At 47.5% G+C, this 20,958-nt stretch carries 19 protein-coding genes; 5 read left to right on the forward strand and 14 right to left on the reverse strand.

The genetic code is table 11. The features are described 5' to 3' along the window. Positions 1-12: 12 nt before the first annotated feature. The 3 genes from licR to CDO84_RS18920 form a co-directional block, all read right to left on the reverse strand. A complete protein-coding gene (gene licR / locus CDO84_RS18910) occupies positions 13-1,938 on the reverse strand; it encodes a transcriptional regulator LicR (RefSeq protein ID WP_040081395.1) in 1,926 nt (641 codons plus the stop codon). Positions 1,939-2,099: 161 nt separating this feature from the next. Beyond that, positions 2,100-2,258, reverse strand: a complete 159-nt coding sequence (locus CDO84_RS18915; RefSeq protein WP_052438130.1) for a hypothetical protein — start codon at positions 2,256-2,258, stop codon at positions 2,100-2,102. A 28-nt stretch (positions 2,259-2,286) separates the two neighbouring features. Beyond that, positions 2,287-2,877, reverse strand: a complete 591-nt coding sequence (locus CDO84_RS18920) for a DNA-3-methyladenine glycosylase (protein ID WP_040081394.1) — start codon at positions 2,875-2,877, stop codon at positions 2,287-2,289. A gap of 129 nt (positions 2,878-3,006) precedes the next feature. On the opposite strand from CDO84_RS18920, the gene katX reads away from it, so the two are divergent. Together katX and CDO84_RS18930 are read left to right on the forward strand one after the other, a co-directional pair. After that, complete coding sequence (gene katX / locus CDO84_RS18925) at positions 3,007-4,650, forward strand: catalase KatX (RefSeq protein ID WP_040081393.1); 1,644 nt, start codon at positions 3,007-3,009, stop codon at positions 4,648-4,650. Between the two features lie 101 nt (positions 4,651-4,751). Continuing rightward, the gene (locus tag CDO84_RS18930) at positions 4,752-5,954 is read left to right on the forward strand and encodes an MFS transporter (RefSeq protein WP_040081391.1); all 1,203 of its coding nucleotides are present in this window, start codon (positions 4,752-4,754) and stop codon (positions 5,952-5,954) included. Here the strand turns inward: CDO84_RS18930 and CDO84_RS18935 are convergent. From CDO84_RS18935 to sigY, 6 genes are read right to left on the reverse strand one after another with little or no spacing between them, the layout of a single operon-like run. Next, the gene (locus tag CDO84_RS18935; protein WP_040081390.1) at positions 5,951-6,727 is read right to left on the reverse strand and encodes an ABC transporter permease; all 777 of its coding nucleotides are present in this window, start codon (positions 6,725-6,727) and stop codon (positions 5,951-5,953) included. The two genes, CDO84_RS18930 and CDO84_RS18935, sit on opposite strands and share 4 nt — an antisense overlap. Then, a complete protein-coding gene (locus CDO84_RS18940) occupies positions 6,724-7,611 on the reverse strand; it encodes an ABC transporter ATP-binding protein (protein WP_040081388.1) in 888 nt (295 codons plus the stop codon). The genes CDO84_RS18935 and CDO84_RS18940 overlap by 4 nt, the downstream gene beginning before the upstream one ends. Before the next feature lie 5 nt (positions 7,612-7,616). Beyond that, positions 7,617-7,805, reverse strand: coding sequence for a sigma Y negative regulator YxlE (gene yxlE, locus CDO84_RS18945; protein ID WP_003227293.1), 189 nt, complete (start codon positions 7,803-7,805; stop codon positions 7,617-7,619). Next, positions 7,802-8,008: a sigma Y negative regulator YxlD gene (yxlD, locus tag CDO84_RS18950; RefSeq protein ID WP_040081386.1), complete on the reverse strand. Its 207-nt coding sequence runs from the start codon at positions 8,006-8,008 to the stop codon at positions 7,802-7,804. Before yxlD ends, yxlE begins: the two co-directional genes overlap by 4 nt. Further along, entirely contained in the window at positions 8,005-8,325 is a 321-nt protein-coding gene (locus CDO84_RS18955; RefSeq protein ID WP_040081385.1) for a YxlC family protein, read from the reverse strand. Before CDO84_RS18955 ends, yxlD begins: the two co-directional genes overlap by 4 nt. Next, the gene (gene sigY, locus CDO84_RS18960) at positions 8,318-8,854 is read right to left on the reverse strand and encodes an RNA polymerase sigma factor SigY (protein WP_014665908.1); all 537 of its coding nucleotides are present in this window, start codon (positions 8,852-8,854) and stop codon (positions 8,318-8,320) included. Before sigY ends, CDO84_RS18955 begins: the two co-directional genes overlap by 8 nt. A 212-nt stretch (positions 8,855-9,066) precedes the next feature. Between sigY and CDO84_RS18965 the strand changes: the two genes are divergently transcribed. After that, positions 9,067-10,440 (forward strand): cytosine permease, encoded by a 1,374-nt coding sequence (locus CDO84_RS18965; protein ID WP_040081383.1) that lies wholly within the window; start codon positions 9,067-9,069, stop codon positions 10,438-10,440. Between the two features lie 13 nt (positions 10,441-10,453). On the opposite strand, the gene CDO84_RS18970 is transcribed toward CDO84_RS18965, so the two are convergent. From CDO84_RS18970 to cydA, 5 genes are all read right to left on the reverse strand, one after another. After that, positions 10,454-11,284 carry an NAD(P)H-hydrate dehydratase gene (locus CDO84_RS18970; protein ID WP_040081382.1) on the reverse strand — a complete coding sequence of 277 codons (831 nt, stop codon included), beginning with the start codon at positions 11,282-11,284 and terminating at the stop codon, positions 10,454-10,456. 85 nt (positions 11,285-11,369) lie between these two features. Beyond that, positions 11,370-13,097: a thiol reductant ABC exporter subunit CydC gene (cydC, locus tag CDO84_RS18975; protein WP_040081380.1), complete on the reverse strand. Its 1,728-nt coding sequence runs from the start codon at positions 13,095-13,097 to the stop codon at positions 11,370-11,372. Then, positions 13,094-14,797, reverse strand: coding sequence for a thiol reductant ABC exporter subunit CydD (gene cydD, locus CDO84_RS18980; protein ID WP_040081378.1), 1,704 nt, complete (start codon positions 14,795-14,797; stop codon positions 13,094-13,096). The genes cydC and cydD overlap by 4 nt, the downstream gene beginning before the upstream one ends. After that, entirely contained in the window at positions 14,797-15,813 is a 1,017-nt protein-coding gene (gene cydB / locus CDO84_RS18985) for a cytochrome d ubiquinol oxidase subunit II (RefSeq protein WP_014665914.1), read from the reverse strand. The genes cydD and cydB overlap by 1 nt, the downstream gene beginning before the upstream one ends. Next, positions 15,797-17,203 (reverse strand): cytochrome ubiquinol oxidase subunit I, encoded by a 1,407-nt coding sequence (cydA, locus tag CDO84_RS18990; RefSeq protein WP_014665915.1) that lies wholly within the window; start codon positions 17,201-17,203, stop codon positions 15,797-15,799. The genes cydB and cydA overlap by 17 nt, the downstream gene beginning before the upstream one ends. A gap of 555 nt (positions 17,204-17,758) precedes the next feature. On the opposite strand from cydA, the gene cimH reads away from it, so the two are divergent. Beyond that, entirely contained in the window at positions 17,759-19,111 is a 1,353-nt protein-coding gene (gene cimH, locus CDO84_RS18995; RefSeq protein WP_040081376.1) for a citrate/malate transporter CimH, read from the forward strand. 122 nt (positions 19,112-19,233) lie between these two features. Beyond that, positions 19,234-20,922, forward strand: coding sequence for a M56 family metallopeptidase (locus CDO84_RS19000; protein WP_082032938.1), 1,689 nt, complete (start codon positions 19,234-19,236; stop codon positions 20,920-20,922). The last annotated feature ends 36 nt before the right edge of the window (positions 20,923-20,958 follow it).

Here is a 20,958-nt window from a genome sequence, read left to right on the forward strand (position 1 = left end):
ATATACAGGCTGTCAGCCCAGCTTTTTTTGGTCAAACACATCCGAAAGCTCTTGATACGAACGGCATTTGATCAGCTGGTTCACCGCCGCCGGGTCATCCAAAATGCTGCCCAGAAGTTTATACATGCTTTGCAAATCCGTTGTGTTCTCCTTCTCGACACAAAGCAGACAGACAAATTGAACACGCTGATTCTCCCAATCGATCGGTTTTTTGAGCGTACAAACGGCCCAAAACGTAGTTTTTGTCTGCGGAACGAGCGGGTGCGGGATGGCAACTAGATTGCCAAAGCACGTTGGCGACATGTCTTCTCTTTCAAAAATGGAATCTATGATTTCTTCATCTGCATAGCCGCATTCGACCGCTTTCTGCCCTAAAAATTGAATCACTTCTTCTTTTGTGCGCAAATTCTCCTGAAAAAAAACGAGTTCCTTTCTTAGATAGCGGTCTGCTTTTTCCTTTTCATCACTTAGAATGGATTCTATTTTTGTAAAGTCAGTTCCGCCTAAAAGTGTGTTAACCTTCAGTACGGGTACAGGGAGCTCTTTTTTCATCGGAATGGTGCTGATGACAAAATCAATGGATTCATAGGATATTTGGTCAAGACTGTAATACTCAGCCGTTCCAAGAATATCGAGCCGATTGCCGAAATGGGAACGGAGTTTTTCGCGCAGAAGCTGGGCGCTTCCGGCACCCGAAGCGCATACAATGATACAGCGTTTCGGCGGGCTTTCTGTTTTTTTTCGTTCAATCGCGGCGCCAAAGTGGAGAGCCAAATATCCAATTTCGTTTTCATGAATGTCGATGCCTGTTTGTTCCTTTATCACCAACCCCGCAATGATCCCAGCTTCAAAAGCGAGCGGGTAATGTTCCTTGATCGCTGCCAGCATCGGATTTCGAAGATTCATGCCATATCGGTTGCGGCTGATCGCCGGCTTCACATGCAGGGCCAATCCGATTTTCAGCTCTTTGTCATGCAGAATGCCGAGCTTCAGTTCACGATCAACGGCTTTGATCATGGCAAATGTCAGCTGATCGGTTTCTTCTTCTATTGAAAATGTGTCCTCTCCGCATTGTGGTTGTGTCATTCGTTTTGTGCCAAGGAGATGCATGGTGATGTACGCTGTCTCGTCTTTCGGAAACGTAACGGCAAGCGCTGATTCCAGTTCTTTTACGATGGCTTCTGCAGCCTGGTATTCTTTTTGATGCAGGATATGATCCATATCTTCAGGGAAAAGAGATACATAGTTTTCCGTTCTGATCCGTTTACAGGCGATAGCGATATGGATAATGAGGTTATTCAGTCCCAAGTTGGACAGAGGAATGCGGTCGTTTCTCATTTTTTTCAGGATGGCGGAACGGATGATCTCAATTTCTTCTTTTGGCAAGATATCAGCCTTTTCATTCAAAACATCCATCTCCGTTTCTCTTTCATCGACGATGTACTCCGCCATACAGTACCTCATCTGCACCTCGTCCCCGCGCAGCTTGAAGCCATAATTCGGACGTGTTTCCATGACGATGCGGTAAGGCAGCAGACGTTTCTTTACTTCCTTTACATCCGATTGGAGTGTAGATTTTGAGATAAATAGTTCTTCAGCCAGTTCATCGAGCTTGAGGTAATAATCCGCCAGCAGCAGACGTTTCATTAGATAGGCCATTCTCTCCTCCGGCAATACCGGCAGGCCCTTTTTTTGCTGAAACACATCTTGCAGAAGCACCCTAAAAGTCTGCTCGTCATTAATGATGAGCTTATAGCCCGAGCCTCTTACCGATTGTACAAAGGCACCGTGGCCGCTTAGTACACCTTGCAGTTCCTTTATATCATTGCGGACCGTCCGCGTCGTTACATTTAATTGCGTGGCAAAAAACGAGCTTGTCAACGGGGCTTCAGCCGCCATCAGCAAGCGCAGAATATCACGAAGTCGCCCATGAAGCATGAGAAAAACCTCCTATCTAGTAGATGCAGGGATTCAGTGAATAGGCAGAAAGGATGATGAAGGGATGCGAAATGTATATAAATTCTATAATGGAGAGAATGGCAAGTCAATGAACATCCGGAGGACGAGAGGAAAACTGACCCATAAAAAAACAGCCGGGGTCAGCCGGCTGTTCTGGATGTTGACATATTCTTTTGTTTAGATGCCTTTCGATCCTTCATGATTTTTCGAACAATCGGGTAAATGAGCGGCGCCCATTTGATAACGGTTTTGATCATCTTTTTCAAAGCTTCGATTCTCCCTTCTTTTTTCTCAACCATTCCCCTGATTGCCTCTTCCTTAAACATGCTAACGCGACACGTACCTGTTTCCCGTCACCCAGAAACGCCATGGATAATCGCGGGCCTCCCCGCTGTTGTCGATGCCGATGCGCGGACCGGTTGAAATCTGCTCCGGTGTGTACCCTTTTTCAATGTAAAGCGGCTCTTCCGTGATCCATCGCCCATAGTCATTCATCGTGACGCCAAGCGCTTTTGTGAGCTTTCCGGGACCGTTTGTCCATTCCCTAGGACTCCTGCCCGGTCTTCTCTCCTCCATTAACAGCTGGCCTTCATGCGGCTCAATCGCCCTGATTAATACCGCTTGCGGGACATCCTCTTCCGCGGCAACGACATTCAGCAATGTATGGGTGTGCATCACATATGTATACACCCGCCCAGCTTCTGCAAACATGATTTCAGTCCGCTTCGTCCGGCGGTTGTTAAAGCTGTGTGCCGCTCTGTCCCCAGCCCCCATATAGGCCTCTGTTTCCACAATATAGCCTGACGCTATGCCTTCGTCTGTTTCTTTTACAAGAAGGCAGCCGAGAAGCGACGGGGCAAGCTCAAGAGCGGTTTTTTGATAAAACGTGATGGACAGCGGATTTTTTTCTCTCGTCACGAATCGACCTCTCCTTTTACCGATTTTTGTACATTGTACCATTCCCGAAGCAGATGAAAAAAAACGGCTGTTTTAAAATCTTTCCATTCAGGGAATATTGTTACCGTTCAAAAAAGGAGGGTCAACCCATTGAAAGATGATCATCATAACAAGCAGCACGGATCAAATGCCCGGGGCAGCGAGGATGCGCTTTCTCATAAGACGTCCGGGAAAAATGAGTCAGAGGATACCTTAACGAATAGGCAGGGGCATCCTGTTACTGACAACCAAAATGTGAGAACCGTCGGGAACAGAGGGCCTACAACGCTTGAGAACTATGATTTTCTCGAAAAAATCAGCCACTTCGACCGGGAACGCATCCCAGAGCGCGTTGTTCATGCCAGGGGAGCAGGTGCACACGGGTATTTTGAAGCGTACGGAAGCTTCGGAGACGAACCGATTTCAACATACACCCGGGCCAAGCTCTTTCAGGAAAAAGGCAAGAAAACACCGGCATTTGTCCGTTTTTCAACTGTGAATCATGGAAAACACTCACCTGAAACATTGAGAGACCCGCGCGGTTTTGCCGTAAAGCTATATACAGAAGACGGAAACTGGGATTTGGTCGGGAACAACCTGAAAATCTTTTTTATCCGCGACCCGCTGAAATTTCCGGATCTTGTACACGCATTTCAGCCTGATCCAGTGACCAACATCCAGGATGGTGAACGTATTTTTGATTTCATTTCTCAGTCTCCTGAAGCGACGCATATGATCACTTTCTTGTTTTCGCCTTGGGGCATTCCGGCCAACTACCGGCAAATGCAGGGTTCAGGGGTACATGCCTATAAATGGGTAAATGAGGAGGGCAAGGCCGTTCTCGTGAAATACCATTTCGAACCGAAGCAGGGTATCCGCAACCTGACACAGAAGGAAGCAGAAGAGATCCAAGGGGAAAACTTTAACCATGCCACACAGGATTTATATGACGCGATCGAAAATGGCGATTATCCGGAGTGGGAAGTGTATGCCCAAATCATGAGTGATGATGAACATCCTGAACTGGACTTTGATCCTCTTGATCCGACAAAACTGTGGTATAAAGACGATTTCCCATGGAAACCGATCGGCAAATTGGTGCTTAACAAAAATCCGGAAAACTACCATGCGGAAGTGGAGCAAGCTTCATTTGGAACGGGGGTGCTTGTCGACGGTCTTGATTTTTCCGATGACAAACTGCTTCAAGGGCGGACGTTTGCCTACTCTGATACGCAGCGCTACCGTGTAGGCGCAAATTACCTGCAGCTCCCGATCAACTCGCCGAAAAAACATGTCGCCACCAACCAAGAAGGCGGGCAAATGCAATATCGGGTTGATAGAGCAGAAGGACAAAACCCGCACGTCAACTATGAGCCATCCATTATGGGCGGGCTGAATGAAGCGAAGCAGGATGGAAAAGACCATACCCCTCATGTCGAAGGTGATGTAAAGCGTGAAGCAATTGACAGAACAAACAACTTCGGACAGGCTGGGGAAACGTACCGGAGATTTACTGAATTTGAACGGAACGAATTGATTACGAATTTGGTGAATACGCTTTCTACGTGCCGAAAAGAAATTCAGGATCAGATGATTGAGAATTTCACAAAAGCTGATCCTGACTATGGAAAACGCGTCGCGGAAGGGCTGAAAAAAGCTTCCGAAAACAACAGCAACGGGCCGATCGGCACAACTGAAACGGAACAGGCTGCAAAGCAGGCTGAACAGGAGAGCCATCCATCTGATCCGTATTAAAAACAGCGAACAGGGCTTTTTTAGAAGTCCTGTTTTTTATTTTTCTATTGAAACGCTTTCAATAATTGTGTTGTACTGGAAGGAAAGGGGTGGAGAGAACAATGGAATTACAGCAGGACTTGATTCCTCAGAAAAAAACAATCGGCGCCTTAGATCACGCCGTTTTTTTATGCATGGTATTTTGTTTCTGGTTTTCAGGCTATATTTATGTGCCTGTATTCAGCCTGTATTTGGAGGATCTGCACTTTTCATACGGCGCAATCGGCATCATTCTCGGCAGCTACGGGGTCACGCAAATTCTTCTGCGCTTCCCGCTCGGCCTTCTGTCAGATATCCTGTTTTCTTTGCGCAAGCAATTGTTAATTGCCGGGTTCGGCTTTTCCGTCCTAAGCAGCCTGCTATTTCTGGTGTTTGATTCATTCTTCTTCGTGCTGGCCGCCCGGCTGTTTGCGGGAATTACTGCTTCTATGTGGGTGATGGCGACTATTTTATACGCACATTATTTCAATAATGGCAATGCATCAAAAGCAATGGGCATCATGCAGTTTTTTACCGTCATGCCCCAGTTTGTCAGCATTGTGTTCTGCGGACTCGCCGCAGCCCATTTAGGCAGACAGATTCCATTTTGGATGGCGCTGGCAGCCTCTGCCGCAGGTCTGGTGATCTGCTGCTTTATTAAAGATCCGTCTGCTCCTCCGGCGAACGGTGATACAATCCGGGTCAAACAATACATCCAAGACACATTGCGGCTGCCGAAGCTGAAGCTTTTCACCATCTTGTCTATGACGGCTCATGCCGTATTATTTATGACAGTGTTTGGTTTTACGCCGCTTTACATCAATCAGCTCGGAATGGGGGACGCAGAGCTGCTTTGGGTGATGAGCGCCTTTTTCCTCCCCCACGCAGCCGCCACATTAAGCTTTGTGTTTCTGCGCTTTACAAGCCCTATCGCCTACTCCGTGATGCTCATTAGTTTTGCTGTCACCGGGGTCTGCTTGCTATATGTTCCTTATTCAGCCACATTGTTCACGGTTTGCATCACACACGCCTGTATCGGGCTGGCGCTCGGCTTCGTTTTTCCTCTGCTGCTAAGCCATGTCGTCGAAATCAGTTCTGTCCGTTTAAAAATGTCAGTAATGGGGTTTTATCAATCATTTTATGCGCTAGGCATCTTCCTCGGACCCCTTTTTGCCGGGAAAATTGCACAGCTTTTCGGGCTTGCGGGAGTTTTTTATGGAGCCGGGTCGCTGGCATTTGCCGCCTTTTTTGTGATGCTCGCGCAAAAACGTAACATGATCAGTTAATAGCTTTCATACCGCTGGAAGCGCCACACAGAAAACATGGCAAGAAGCATGATGCACAGTATGGAGAAAGTGAGTGACCATCCGAAAAAATCTGCACGCTCTCCATGAAGAAGGATATGCTCCGCCTGCTTGCAAAGCTCGGCCGGAAGCCACTTCGCATAATCTGGGAATAGTGGGACAGCAAAGGAAACAGCTGCTGTGAAGCCGATCCCGCAAGCCGCAGCTGCTCCGAGAGACCGGAATATCGTGCTTCCGGCAAGGCCGGCAGTCACAATAAATATCACCCAAAGAGCGTAAAGGCCAAGACTTGCGGCAAAGCGGCTGAATGATGCGTCCTCAAACAGCAGCCGGACGTAATAATAAGCAAGCCCGTATCCAGCTGCGAACGACAGAATGCCGATCACACTTTGGGTGAGCCATTTACTCACGATATAATGGGCTGCCGTCACAGGCCGTGACATGATCAGCGCCGTTACCCCTTGATTCCTTTCATTGGCTACACAGCCCATCACGCTAAAGATGATCAGAGCCATGCCAAGCGTGTTGAATTGAGAAAGCGTGCTGACCATCACTTCAGACCCGGAGGGCACCGTAAAACTGATTTTCATGCCATCAGGAAGGTTTCCTCCATGTGCGATGATGTCCGGCATATAATAAATGGTCAGCGGCTGTGTCAGCCCGACGATCATCATCGCAATCGGCAGCCAAACCAGCTTGCCGCTTTTCCATCCTTCCAGCCATTCCTTCTGCAATAGCGCTATCATTACCTTCATGCGTGCACCACCTTGAGGTAGACGTCTTCGAGAGACTCGGTTTTCTGTTCAAAACGGGTGACGGTCAATCCCTTCCGGATACAATCACTTAATAAGGACCGGCCAGCGTGTATATCAGGCAGCTCGAAAACAGCTTGGGATTGATTCTTATAGACAATAGCTGAGATGTAAGGCTTCTCTTCAAGCCAGCCCTTCAGCTTCTCTTTCACTGTAAGGGTAAAAACGTTCGTTTGATGCTGTTTTTTCAGCTCCTGCAGCTCACCTTTCCATGAAACCTCACCGTTTTTCATAATCACCACTCGATCACACACCTGCTCTGCATCGTGCAAAACGTGTGTTGAAAACAGAACGGCCATATGCTTCTTCAGCTCCCGCATCATGTCCAGCACCTCGAACCGTCCTGTCGGATCAAGTGCAGACACCGGTTCATCCAATATCAAAAGCTTCGGTTTATGGAGCAGTGCCTGTGCCAGACCGAGTCTTTGTTTCATGCCTCCTGAATAGCCCCCGATCCTTTTGTGTGCCGCTTCGTGCAAACCGACAAATTCCAGCATCTCACCGATCTCCTCTTGGCACTTTTTCTTTGGAAGACCGGATAGTCGCCCGGCAAATATTAAAAATTCATTTGCGGTCATCCACGAATAAAAAGCAGGATACTGCGGGAGGTACCCAATCAAACGCCGATCCAGCTTTTTTTCTCCTAACAGCTTAATGTTTCCGGAGGTTGGCCAAAGCAGTCCGGCCAGCATTTGCAGAGTCGTGGTTTTGCCGGCTCCATTAGGTCCTAATAGTGCGACACACTCATTTTCATTCACGTGAAAACTGACATTCTTTACAGCTTCATGATGCCGATATGTTTTGCATAATGACTCAATAGACAGCATGCCATTCACCTTTGCTTTCTGCCGACGGTGAAAAATAAAATCGGCCCGATAATATTGATACATACGATGATTGCAGCCCACATCCACTTTGGCCCGTTTGTCCGCTCTTCTTTTATGCAGCTGATGAGAGCAAACACCGCCAAAGCCAACTGTAATACAATCAGCGGCAAAATCATTTCCCAAGAAATATTCATTGCTTGATCCCCCTTTTCTTCCGATCCGGCCTAATGACAAATAAGTAATAACAAATCAGCGGCATCGGGGCTGTAATCAGTCCGACAATCCCCCAAACCCATGCCATGCGATTTCGTTTTTTCGCATCAATAAATAAAAAGATTCCCTGCGCCAATACGATGAGATAAGCCGCAACCGTGATGACAATTTCTGTTTGTGTCATCGGCGCTCCACCTCGCATTCCCCGAGCTGTCTTTTTTTCTCGGTCACAATCAAAATCGGCAGGGTAGCAAGCACACAAACCTGAAGTACAATAAACACAGCGGGAGCTTGAGTGAATGCCAGGATCGCCGCACTCACAACCATCAGCGCGCAGAATACAAATAAAATGATCTCTTTTAGCAGTTTTCTTCTGCGTTCAGCTTTCATTTGTGACAGCTGGTAAAGCAGTTCTTTTTGATTCGGTATAGAGGGATTGGCTGTTTCATCAATTTTCTGCAATTCTGATTTTAAATGAAGAGATACTTTTTCTTTATTCATCGTCCCACTCCTTTCTGATTTGCTGGAGCCCTTTATGCACTCTGGACTTCACCGTGCCTTCCTTGATCTGCAGCATCAGCCCGATTTCGGCGTAGGTATAGCCGTAGTAATGCCTTAATAAAACCGGCGTGCGCAGTTTAGGGTCCAGCTTTGAAAACAGATCGAGCGTTTCGCTCCATTCTGCTCCTTTCACTGACACGTCCCACTTGATCTTGCGGATTGCTTCCTCCGTAACCGCCTGATTCCGTTTCCATTCTCTCTTTCTCTTTTTTTGGTGATCGAGGTAGAGCCTGGATGCAATAGAAATCAGCCACGTGGAGAATTTGGAACGGCCTTGGAAGCTTCTTAAATGAATGTACCCTTTCAAAAAGGTTTCCTGAACGAGCTCCTCGCTGAGGTCAGGATGAAGAGAAAGTTTTAGCAAATATTTATATAAAAAAGAATAATGATAGTGGAAAAGAGCTGTAAACGCTTCGTCGTCTCCCTCTTTCGCCTGTTGTATCAGCTGCTGTTCTTCGTGTGTATCCAATGGCCGCGATCCCCCCTTTTTTTGTTTTTCTGCCTTATGTGACGACACCGGATTTAAAAGCGTTCATCTTTTTTACAATTCTTTTCAGCCATTGACAGATCAGGCTTCCCAGCCGTTTGGCTGCATATCCTTATTTGTAAACCCCCTCATAGTCTGTTAAGCTATGACTTTATGTCGATTTCAAAAAAACATCCAATATGGAGGACGATGCATTGAAAGTAGAAAGGCGAACGATTGAATATATTCCGAATGAAGAAAGACATGGTAAAGCGAAAGATTTATTTCCCGTATGGTTCGGGGCTAATATGCATATCACCACGTTAGTGACCGGCACGATTCCCGTTGCAATGGGACTTAATTTGTTTTGGAGTGTTGCCGCTATTATTTGCGGAACCTTAATCGGTGCCATATTTATGGCGTCTCATTCCGCGCAAGGCCCTCAGCTTGGCATCCCGCAAATGATTCAAAGCCGTGCCCAATTCGGCGTAATTGGAGCGATTCTTCCCCTCTTCTTAGTCATGTTTATCTACCTTGGTTTCTTCGCAAGCAGCACGATTTTGGCGGCCGGAACCTTAAGCAGCTTTGTTCCCATCCCGGGATCATGGAGCATTATAGGCTTAAGCGCCGTATGTTTTTTACTCACCATTTTCGGCCATGATTTGATTCACAAAATGCAAAAAATCCTTTCTTGGACCTCTTTTGCTGTGTTTTTCGCTGCAACGATTCTTATTTTTCAATTGCCTATTCCGGCAGGCAGCTGGATTCCCGGAGCAGTTGATCTGCCCATTTTCTTGGTGGCAGTCAGCGCAGTTGCGACGTGGCAGCTTGCCTACGCGCCGTATGTTGCCGATTATTCAAGATATTTGCCAGTACAAACACCGGCTTCAAAAACATTTTGGTACAGCTATGCAGGTACATCTGTCAGCTCCATCTGGATGATGCTGCTCGGCGCTTTGCTGACAACTGCACTGCCTGACTTTACGGCAAACTCAGGAAGCCAGATTGTCCAATTGTTCGGCCCCTTCTCATTTATTATGCTGATCATTGTGTTATTTGGACAAATGGCAATCAATGTTTTTAACCTGTATGGAGCTTTCATGTCCACGACAACAACGCTGGAGCCGTTTCTGAAATTAAAAGTCACGCCCAAAGTCAGAATTACCATGATCCTGGGTGTCACGCTTGTCGGCACAGTCTTAAGCCTGCTGGGGCAAAGCAATTTTATGGAGCTGTTTTTGAGTTTTATCTTTTTCATCAGTTATTTCTTAATTCCATGGACGGCCATCAATTTAGTCGATTACTACTTCGTCCGCCACGGAAAGTATCAAGTCAAAGCCATGTTCGATGTAAACGGGCCTTATGGAAAGGTCAATTGGATCACCACGATTGCGTTCGTTCTGTCCATCTTGTTGGAAATTCCGTTTATCAATACAACCTTTTACATCGGACCGCTAGCCAAAATGTTTGGCGGCGGAGACATCGCATGGATTATCGGCTTGGCTGTTCCTTCTGTGCTTTACTATGTATTAATGAAACCGCGTTTGAAAAAACGGGCGGGGTATCAAGAAAAGCTGTCTTCTCTATGAAGACAGCTTTTTATCATTCAAATCGCTTCCACACGCGGGGCAGCATGTCAGAAAGCTCGTGAGCAAGCAGCGTATGAGCGGAATGCTCGTCCGTCCAGAGCTCGGCGCACGCGCCGTGCAGATAGACTGCGTTTAATATGGCGTGCTTTGAGTCCTCATGGCAGCAGAGCATCCCCAATATCATGCCCGTCAGCGTGTCACCGGTTCCGCCTTTGGCGAGCGACCCGTTTCCGGTTGGGTTGAGCCAGCAGTCGCCATCAGGAAACGCGATGACGGTTTGATTTCCTTTTAATACAATGATAGTCTGCAGCCGAGCCGCCCACTCCTTTGCATGCTCCGCTCTTTTGTTTTGCAGCTCGTTCACTGGCACTCCTGTCATGCGGGAAAACTCGCCCGGGTGCGGCGTAAGGATGACAGGCGCCTCCCGTTTCGGATATGTGCGCTTTGCCAACGCTCCGGCATCCAAAACAACAGGGCAATCCGCCGCAAGTGCATGATCGACTGCCTGCTGTACGTTTTCCGTTTGCGGAAGACCTGATCCGATGGCAATGGCCCGGTACTTCTCTTCAAGCTGAGCCTCCGCTGCTTTTTTCCAGCCGTTACGCCAATAGGTCGCCTCAGGCAGAACAGGAACAATCAGCGGGATCACGCTTTCAGACGTGCCGATGACAAGCTTGCCGAGACCGCTCCGCATCGCCCCGAGCCCCGCCAGAAGCGCCGCGCCCGGCATGTCGTCGCTTCCCGCCAGCAGCAAGGCCGTACCGTACGTGCCTTTATGGCTCTCGGCATCTCTTTCAGGGAGCGAGGCCCTCACATGCTCCTCCGTCCAAAATGGAACATTCATCTCTATCCCTCCTCTTCTTTCTCTTCCTATTTTTCCTGCACCTTTTCTTTTTCAAACAAAAAAGACAGCCTTTTAGGGCTGTCTTTTATTTTACAGGAACATCAAGGTGATATAGGCGGCGGTATCGTTCGTTTGCCGCCAACAGCTCCTCATGGGTTCCTTCCATTTCCGTTTTGCCGTTTTCGAGAAATACGATTTTATCGGCTGCTTCCACTCCCGCGAGATGGTGTGTAATCCATAGAATCGTTTTTCCTTTCAGCACCTCAAACACCGTTTCCATCAATTCACGCTCAGTGATGGGGTCGAGGCCGACTGTTGGCTCATCAAGGATGATGATCGGCGTATCCTGCAGCAAGATCCGCGCAAGTGCGATCCGCTGGCGCTCTCCACCAGAAAAACGGATGCCCGTTTCCTGTACAGAGGTATGATATCCGTCAGGAAGCGACTCAATGTAGTCATGCAGCTTGACCTGCTTTGCGGCACGGCGCACATCCTCGTCGCTTGCTTCTCCGTTTCCGAGCCTGATGTTGTTCAAAATACTTGTATCAAACAGGTGCGGTTTTTGATTTAACACAGCCACCGCATCAGCAATCTGATCCTTTAACAGCGCTGTCTCCACTCCGTTTAACGTCACAGAACCGGAGTCCGGTTTTAAGGCGCCTTCGATTAATGCAAGCGACGTTGATTTCCCAGAGCCGCTTCGGCCAAGCAGCGCCATTTTTTCTCCTTGGCGCAGCGTAAAGGAAAAGTTGTCAAGCACTTGGCTGCTGTTGTCATAAGAAAACGTCACATCACGAAAGGACAGGGTAACATCTTGGAGATCAAGCGTTTGTGCTCCTGATTCTGTTTGTGATGCCTCCGCCTGAGGAGCCACCCTGTTCATGCGTTTGATAGAATCCTGATAGCCCGGCACTTCGCCTAAGGCATCCGAAAGCGGCAAAAAAGCTTCCGTCAGCGGGAACACCACAAGCACAAAAGCGGCAATCATCGTTTTAGCGAGCTCGCCGTCCGCTTGCTGTCCTGCTGCCCAAAAGAGCATCAGCAAAATAAGGCCGGCGACAAGGCATTGCGCAGCAAAGTCCCGCCATCTTGTAAAGCGTTGTTTTTTCCGTTCAAGCTCAAACCAATCATGCTCCTCTTTTTCATACGCATCAATAAAAGCATGCCGGCGTCCGCTGAACATCCAATCGCTGACACCCATCACGGCATCTGTCAAACGGCTGTACAGCACATTCCGTCCGCTTTTCAGCTTCGCATTCCTCGCTCTCGTCACGAGCAAAGACACAACCGGAAACAATACAACAAGAACAAACAAATACAGCGCAATCAATATGGCAAACGGCCAAGAGAAGAAGCCGAGCGCTATCACTGACACAGCATACAGTAACAAGGCTGAGATCGCAGGAAAAATCGTTTTTAAGAAAGCATCCTGCAAATGTTCAATATCCTCAGACAAAATGCCGAGCATATCCCCTGTGCGAAAACGGGAACGCAGCATCAAGGCACCCGGCTCAAGCATATTGTAAAGGCGGACGCGCATGTCAGATACGATTTTCAAAATGATGTGATGGCCGACGAGCCGTTCCACATATCGCGACACAGACCGTGCAATCCCAAAGGTGCGCACAGCGACAATCGGCACATAAATAAGAAGAATATTTTCCGGCCTTGTCGCTGCTTTAGAAATCAAGAACCCTGAGGTGAACATAAGGAAAGCAGCAGAAAAAATCGTCACCGCACCCAAAAAGATAACCAGAACGAACAGGCGGGCATTTTGCTTAATATACGGCAAAATCCATTCTTCTTTCTTCATGCTCTTTCCCCCAGTTGTGCCTTCACGAGTTTGGTGTACACACCGTTTTTCTTCAGCAGTTCATCGTGAGTCCCGATTTCCGCAACCCTGCCCCCGTCAAGCACGATAATTTCATCCATATCAAGCATCCAGTGAAGGCGGTGAGTCGCGAGAAAGACGAGCTTATCCTCAAATAAATCCAGCATCGTTTCTTTTATTTCATATTCTGTTTCGATATCAAGATGGGCGGTCGGCTCATCCAGCAGCAGAATCGGGCGGTTTCCCAAAAAGGCGCGGGCCAGCGCGACACGCTGTGCTTGTCCGCCGCTGAGCGCCCGGCCGCCTTCCCCGATTCGCCCCTCTAATCCGTCAGGAAGCTTATCCACCAGCTCCGTCAGACCCGCCGCAGCAGCGGCACGGACTGTATCCTCTGCCAAAGCGCTTGGGTGGTAGAAGCGAATGTTATTGCTAAGCGTATCATCAAAGATGTACGGATGCTGAGGGATGTACAGAAGATTTTTCTGCCAGCTGCCGTCCTGCAAATGGGACCGGCTTGTGCCATTCACCTCAATCATCCCGCCATCCGGCTCTAAAAATCCGCCGAGGATATCAATTAATGTTGATTTTCCGGCACCGCTTGCACCGATAATGCCGATTTTTTTCTTACCTTTGAATGACAGATCAATATCAGACACCGAACGGCCGACTGATACGCCTGACAGCTTCAGCTCATCCTGATCACCCCAAGTCTCGAGCTGAAGCGGCGTCTCTTCTTTAAAACCAGGCTGTGACAAAATCTCTTGAATGGTTTTTCCTGCTTCCTGGCCGTTCAGCGTTGCATGATAATCATTCCCCACTTCCCGCACCGGCAGAAAATACTCAGGCGCCAGAATAAGCGCCGTTAAAGCGGGACCAAGCAAAATATCGCCGTCAATCAGGCGCAGGCCCAGAAACACCGCGACTGTCGCCACCGACAGCATCGTGAAGAAATCGAGGGCGAATGATGATAAAAACGCCACCCGGAGTGTGCTCATTGTTGCTTTGCGATACCGCTCACTCACGTAGAAAATATTTTTGCTGTGTGACTTGCTCAAACCTAGGAAACGCAATGTCTCCAGCCCGCGAAGAGAATCAACAAAATGATTGGAAAGTCTCTGATAGGATTTCCACTGGCGATCCGCTTTTCTCTGCGCGACAAGGCCAAGGAGAATCATAAAAATGATCAGAATCGGCATCGCTGCGACTAAAATGACGGCCGACGTACGATCCTGGAAAAACACATAAATGACAACCGCCGCAGGCACAATCGCCATACTGACCATTTTCGGCAGAAACAGCTCCAGGTAGCGGCGAAACTGGCTGATGCCTTCCATCGCCAGCGTCACCATTTGCCCCGTCCCCTCTTTCTTTGCAAAGCGGGGGCCTAAACGGAACAGCTGATCAAGAAAACTTTTTCTCAAATCTGCTCCTGTTCGGGCGGCATATTGATAGACGATTTTCTGGCGCGCCACCGTCACCCCGTGCCGGGCGATAAAAGCGATGAGGAAAAAGCCGATCACCGGAAACAGGGAGGCAATGCTCTTCCCATTGAACAGTCCGGTTACGGCTTCACTCAGCCACTCTGCCTGCATAATAATAGCGGCTGTCTGAATCAGCGTTAAACAAGTAATCACGGTGAGAATCCGCTTCATTCCTTTATATCGAAACAGGTCTTTTCCCATTAATAAGTCATAGGCTCCTTATGGCTGACGCGCTTCCGGAAGACATAATAGCTCCAGATCTGGCTGCCGATGACGAACGGCAATAGCGTTAATGCTGCAATTGACATGACTTTAAGCGAATAATCACCGGAAGAAGCGTTAGCTACTGTTAAATCGTATGCGCTTTTAAGCGAGCTGACCATTACGCGAGGGAATAGGGAAATAAAGATCATTCCCACGGTCAGCGCAAGACCAGCGCCTGTCATCCCAAATGTCCAGCCGTCTTTTTTCTTACGGATAAATACAGCCGCGAGCATAAAGCAGATGACAATCAAAACAACGAGCGGAATGGTAATTTCTCCGCGGCGTGTAAACATGTCTGTCTGATATGCAGAAAGAGCCGCGAAGGCAAGAACCGCTACAAAAACAACACCCATTATCTTTTGCGCCATTTTCCGGGCGCGGTTTTGCAAATCACCAATCGTACGCAGCGTGATAAACATTAATCCGTGCTGGAAGCAAAGAAGTGTTACCGTCACACCGCCAAGTATAGAATATACATTGATATAATCAGATACATGTGCGTGAATGTTCATGTCGGCATCAATCGGCATTCCGCGGAATAATGTCGTAAAAAGAACACCAAGCACAAACGGAGGAATCAGACTGCCGAAGAAAACAACCCAGTCCCAAACCTTTACCCATTTCAAATGATCCACCTTGCCGCGGAACTCAAACGCGACCCCGCGGCCCATTAACGCAAGCAGCACAATGACAAACGGAATGTAATAACCGCTCAGCATCGTTGCATACCAGTTTGGGAATGCCGCGAAAATGGCGCCCGCGCCAGTCAAAAGCCACACTTCATTCGCGTCCCAGAACGGCCCGATCGTGTTGATCAGCACTCTGCGTTCTAATTCATTATGGCCAAGAAAACGGGTCGCCATGCCGACCCCGAAATCAAAGCCTTCCAAAAAGAAGAATCCTACAAACAATACAGCAACGAGTATAAACCAAAGATCATGAAGAGATGCCATGGTATACCTCCTGACTAAATGGATCTGTTGATACAGGCACTTCATGATGATCATCATGCTCGGCACCTTTTTTAATCTCACGGATAAACAAGAAGACAAGCAGCGCGCCCAGAATCATGTACATCACACCGAATGCGATGATTGAGAATAACAAGGAGCCCGCTGTTACGTTAGGCGACACGGATTGAGCCGTTGTCATCAAGCCCATAACCGTCCAAGGCTGACGCCCGATTTCTGTCATAATCCAGCCCGCGGAGTTCGCAAGAAACGGGAAGGATATCAAAGCGATCATGATGCGCAAATACCATTTGCTGTTTTCAAGCTTTTTGCGGCGGTTCAGCCAAAGGCCGCCTAACGCTGCAAGAATCATGACAACGCCTGCGCCAACCATGATGCGGAAGCTCCAGAATGTCGTTTTGACCGGCGGAATATAGTCGCCTTTTCCGTATATTTTTTCGTACTCAGCCTGAAGTGTCTTCATCCCTTTGACACTTCCGCTGAATTTCTGATAAGCCAAGTAGCTCAAAGCATAAGGAACTTTGATCTCATTTGAGCTTTTTTCATTTTTTGTATCGATCGTCGCAAAAGCGGTCCAAGCAGCAGGATCACCGCTATCTTCCCACAGGCCTTCACTGGCAGCCATTTTCATCGGCTGTGATTCCATTAAGTGCTCAGCCTGCATGTGTCCGCTAAGGCCGACGCCAAGACCTGCACAAAGGCCAACGATCATTGCGAGTTTAAAAGATTGCTTAAAGAACGGCACTTCTTTTTTCTTCAATAGTTTAAAAGCACTCACTCCGGCAATAAAGAAAGCCCCGGTGGCAAGCGCACCGAAAATAACGTGCGGGAATTCAACCCAAAGCTGAGGGTTTGTGATCAGCGCGCCAAAGTCGTTCATTTCCGCGCGGCCGTTTTTGATCGTAAAGCCGACCGGCTCCTGCATAAAGGAGTTTGCTGTTAAAATCCAGAAAGATGACATGATCGTTCCGAATGATACGAGCCATATGCAGAGAGCGTGAATTTTCTTCGGCAGGCGATCCCAGCCAAATATCCATAATCCGATAAAAATAGATTCCATAAAAAACGCCAATAGGGCTTCAATCGCAAGCGGAGCGCCAAATACATCTCCGACAAAACGGGAATAATCAGACCAGTTCAGTCCAAACTGGAATTCTTGCAAAATCCCCGTTACAACACCGACTGCGAAATTTATTAAGAATAAGTGTCCCCAAAACTTTGCCATTTTGAGATACAGCTCATTTTTCTTCACAAGATAAAGAGTCTCCATCAACGCAACCATAAACACAAGCCCGATAGACATCGGCACAAACAAGAAATGAAACAACGTTGTAGATGCAAATTGTATGCGGGCTAATACCAATTCACTCATGCTTTCTCCTCCATTTCCGGTTGAATCTGTTAATTTGCTCACCACTTCACAAATAGAACCAAAACTTTGATCAGTAATTCACAAAATAGACGAAAAAAATATTGTTCAATATTTCACAAATGTGTCAAAAAGTCGTCCAATATGATGCAAGATTGCTAGACTGACAAAATGACACAATCTCTGACTGGTTCATATTAAGTACTTTACAACGATTCATTTCAAAAATAAAGCCTAAAACACCTAAAAAGTCCCATACTATGTGACGGTTTTTTGTCTATTTTGTTGCTTATTTATGTCGGCTTCTAGGATAAATGACCCTTTATCATCGTACATCAACACATCGTTCCTTGCGAACAAAATGCTCACACCCGCTTCAGCACTCGAGTCTCTGCATTCCGTCATAAACCGATTTTAGTCAGAATGCCTCTTTCCATTTAAGCCGGCAAGAGGAGAAAAGCTGAATAGTAAATTTTTAATATATTAATAATTTCAATTTTTTAGTATACTTAACATAGTGAACAATTTCACTGCATCAAGAATAGGGGAGGTTTTTCAATGGGAGAGCTTCAAACACACATGCAATTGCAAACGGATACAATTCACGAAGGGGTTCGAAAAGAGAATTGGTTTGCGAAAGCCATGAATATAAAAGTAGGCATCATACCGCTTCCTGTGTATGCCTTGCTGTTTATATTAATCACTGTTTTTGTTATGCATCACGATGTAAAAAGTGACATTCTGACATCCATTGCCGTCATGGCGTTTTTCGGATTTACCTTTGCTCAAATCGGCAAATCGATACCGATTGTTCGGTCTATCGGCGGCCCGGCCATCCTAGCTACTTTCATTCCATCCGCTGTCGTGTACTATCACCTGCTGCCTAATGATATCGTCAAATCCACCACAGAATTTACAGAAAACTCAAACTTTCTATATTTGTTTATCGCCGGTATTGTCGTCGGAAGCATCCTCGGCATGAAAAGAGAAACACTCGTAAAAGCATTCATGAAAATCTTTATTCCGCTTATTGTCGGTTCTGTCACAGCCGCTATTGTCGGACTGGCTGTCGGGACATTGCTCGGACTCGGGTTTCAGCATACACTGCTGTATATCGTTATTCCTATCATGGCCGGAGGAGTCGGAGAAGGTGCTATCCCGCTGTCCATTGGCTATTCTGACATCATGTCCATTTCTCAAGGGGAAGCGTTTGCACTTGTTCTCCCATCGATTATGCTGGGCAGCCTGTGCGCGATTATTCTAGCGGGCTTGCTGAACAGAATCGGAAAGAAAAAACCGGAATGGACTGGAAACGGCAAAGTGGACCGCTCTGAAGAAGAGTCCCCTGCGCTGGAGGAATCACAGAGCGGTCAGCACATGTTCAACCTTTCTTTATTTGCGTCAGGCGGCATCCTTGCTGTTTCTTTATACTTAGTCGGCATGCTCGCCCACGATTTTTTCGGATTTCCGGCACCCGTTGCCATGCTGTTACTGGCTGTTCTAATCAAGCTGTTCAGATTGGCGCCTGCCTCAATTGAAAATGGCGCGTTTGGAGTATCCCGCTTCTTTTCAACAGCTGTGACCTACCCGCTGCTCTTTGCGATCGGGGTATCCATGACGCCGTGGGACAAGCTTATCGCTGCTTTTAACCTCAGCAATATCATTACAATTCTGTCTGTCGTTGTGACCATGATGGCCGTCGGCTTCTTCACCGGAAAATGGCTGAACATGTATCCGATTGAAACCGCCATTATTAATGCATGCCATTCAGGGCAAGGCGGCACCGGTGACGTCGCTATTTTAAGCGCGGCGGAAAGGCTTGAGCTGATGCCGTTCGCCCAGGTGTCTACCCGCATCGGGGGAGCGATTACAGTATCCTTAACCTTATTGCTGCTGCACCAATTTTATTGATACACCTCGGAGCAAGTTCTTCGGAAAACGAAAGAGCTTGCTTTTTGCATGTCCGTGTTTTTGCAAGTTCCCATCCCATGCTATAGTAATAGTTGGAAATACTAGATAGAAAGGAATTTGGCATGCCTATGGGAACTCATCTATTTCTCTTTATGCTTCTCGGGCTGGGATTTTATTTGATATCAGCCCTGGCTGCAAAACTCATTCCGGCCATAGACTTCTGGATTGATATTGTGCTATGGATCGGCGCTGCAGTTTACATCTTCTCTCATCTCTCATTCATGGACGGCATTGTCTCAATCGCGACAATGTTCTACTGCTATTGGACCGCAATGGATCTCATTGTTTCAGAGCGTGCGGAAAAACCTTCGGGAGACTGGCAGGAAATCGAGCTTGCCAGAAACAAAACACGTCTCCTGTCAGACATTACGCTGACTGCCATTGTGTTTGCAGGAGCTGTTATTTTTTTCATCTATGGACCTGACCCAAGCCCTCTCAAATATGTGATCCTTCTCGGCATGATCTCCGGCGGAGGGGCACTGGTGAAGCGAATACTGAATGTTTTCAGCGTAAAGGTTTTTTATTCAGCAGCCTTAGAAAAATTGCATATCAGCTCACACTATGAAACCCGGTCATACCCGCTTTCCGATTTGAAGGACATTCAGCTTGAATCAACGGCTGATCTCTTAAAGCTCCATCCGCTTATGACGATGTATTCATCACGTTTAGATTTGACAACAAGCTTTCAGCAAGTCATTAAACTGTCTCTTCCCGGCGAAACACTGTTTCTGACGGTGAAGGAACCGCAAAAATGGAAAACGATTTTCCGAGAATACGCAGATGAAGAAATCAATGTGGACAATGTGATTTCTGTTTTGCCGTTTTATCATAGAAAAAATGTGAAGCGGCTGCTCGGGAAGCTTTATTTTGCCGCCAGCGTAAAAGGGATATCCGCTTACGCCTTATTGGTGCTCGTGTTATACGCATTACACGCCTCTCCATGGGTCATGGCTGCAGCGGTTATCCTGTATTGGGTATTCAACATGTATATGTCAGACCGTGTGTTGCGGGCGGCGATGGACGCCAAGCCCTGTCATCATCCGCATGTACAGGCAGCGGCTGACGAGATTTTCCGCAAGGCCGGCATTTCCCATGTCCGCATATACGAAACGGAGAGTGATGATTACAACGGAATGGCAGTCGGCATGAATGTCGGAAGGTCAATGGTCATTCTGACAAGCGCCACACTAACCCTGCCGCTGCGTGTCATCGAGGGCATTCTGGCCCATGAGGCGATTCATATTAAAAAACGTGATGTACTGTCATCACAGATTTTGCGTTTTCTCTATCTTGGAGCTGTCGTTGGGATTATCCTCTTGTTTGAGCAGCATATCATCCACCCCGAGGCCCACAAAATTGCGCTTTGGGCTTTCATTATGGCAATCATTATCCTGTTTCAGCTCTATCAATCCTTTTGTTCACAATGGATGGAGGTGCGTGCTGACAACCTTGGCGCATCCTTGCTGGAGGGCGGTTACAAACAAATGGCTGAAGCTTTGAGGGTCTTGGCGGTTCGGCAAGATGAGGACATACAGAAACAAAGTGCCTATAGCGCTGAAGCAGATGAAGACGAGCTTCAAATTGACTCTCTCACCCGGGATAAAAGCTGGCTTTTCAGATTGATTGATTTTCAGTTCGCCCCTCATCCTCCTATGTATTGGCGTGTCGGCACTTTATTGTCAAACAAAGGACACGGGGTGCTGAAGCGTTGGCTCAGAGACCGCCTGAAAGAATCGATCACTTTGAAATGAAACCGGTCAGCGTTTCATCCGTATAACAGATATGGT

This window comes from Bacillus sp. MD-5 (assembly GCF_002201875.1).
GTDB classification, from domain to species: Bacteria; Bacillota; Bacilli; order Bacillales; family Bacillaceae; genus Bacillus; species Bacillus stercoris.

Excerpts from the sequence above, each read along its gene's own strand:
- licR (WP_040081395.1), bottom strand. The coding sequence starts at position 1,938 with ATGCTTCATGGGCGACTTCGTGATATTCTGCGCTTGCTGATGGCGGCT.
- CDO84_RS18915 (WP_052438130.1), bottom strand. The coding sequence starts at position 2,258 with ATGGTTGAGAAAAAAGAAGGGAGAATCGAAGCTTTGAAAAAGATGATC.
- CDO84_RS18930 (WP_040081391.1), top strand. The coding sequence starts at position 4,752 with ATGGAATTACAGCAGGACTTGATTCCTCAGAAAAAAACAATCGGCGCC.
- CDO84_RS18935 (WP_040081390.1), bottom strand. The coding sequence starts at position 6,727 with ATGAAGGTAATGATAGCGCTATTGCAGAAGGAATGGCTGGAAGGATGG.
- CDO84_RS18940 (WP_040081388.1), bottom strand. The coding sequence starts at position 7,611 with ATGCTGTCTATTGAGTCATTATGCAAAACATATCGGCATCATGAAGCT.
- yxlE (WP_003227293.1), bottom strand. The coding sequence starts at position 7,805 with ATGAATATTTCTTGGGAAATGATTTTGCCGCTGATTGTATTACAGTTG.
- yxlD (WP_040081386.1), bottom strand. The coding sequence starts at position 8,008 with ATGACACAAACAGAAATTGTCATCACGGTTGCGGCTTATCTCATCGTA.
- CDO84_RS18955 (WP_040081385.1), bottom strand. The coding sequence starts at position 8,325 with ATGAATAAAGAAAAAGTATCTCTTCATTTAAAATCAGAATTGCAGAAA.
- CDO84_RS18970 (WP_040081382.1), bottom strand. The coding sequence starts at position 11,284 with ATGAATGTTCCATTTTGGACGGAGGAGCATGTGAGGGCCTCGCTCCCT.
- cydC (WP_040081380.1), bottom strand. The coding sequence starts at position 13,097 with ATGAAGAAAGAAGAATGGATTTTGCCGTATATTAAGCAAAATGCCCGC.
- cydD (WP_040081378.1), bottom strand. The coding sequence starts at position 14,797 with ATGGGAAAAGACCTGTTTCGATATAAAGGAATGAAGCGGATTCTCACC.
- cydB (WP_014665914.1), bottom strand. The coding sequence starts at position 15,813 with ATGGCATCTCTTCATGATCTTTGGTTTATACTCGTTGCTGTATTGTTT.
- cydA (WP_014665915.1), bottom strand. The coding sequence starts at position 17,203 with ATGAGTGAATTGGTATTAGCCCGCATACAATTTGCATCTACAACGTTG.
- cimH (WP_040081376.1), top strand. The coding sequence starts at position 17,759 with ATGGGAGAGCTTCAAACACACATGCAATTGCAAACGGATACAATTCAC.
- CDO84_RS19000 (WP_082032938.1), top strand. The coding sequence starts at position 19,234 with ATGCCTATGGGAACTCATCTATTTCTCTTTATGCTTCTCGGGCTGGGA.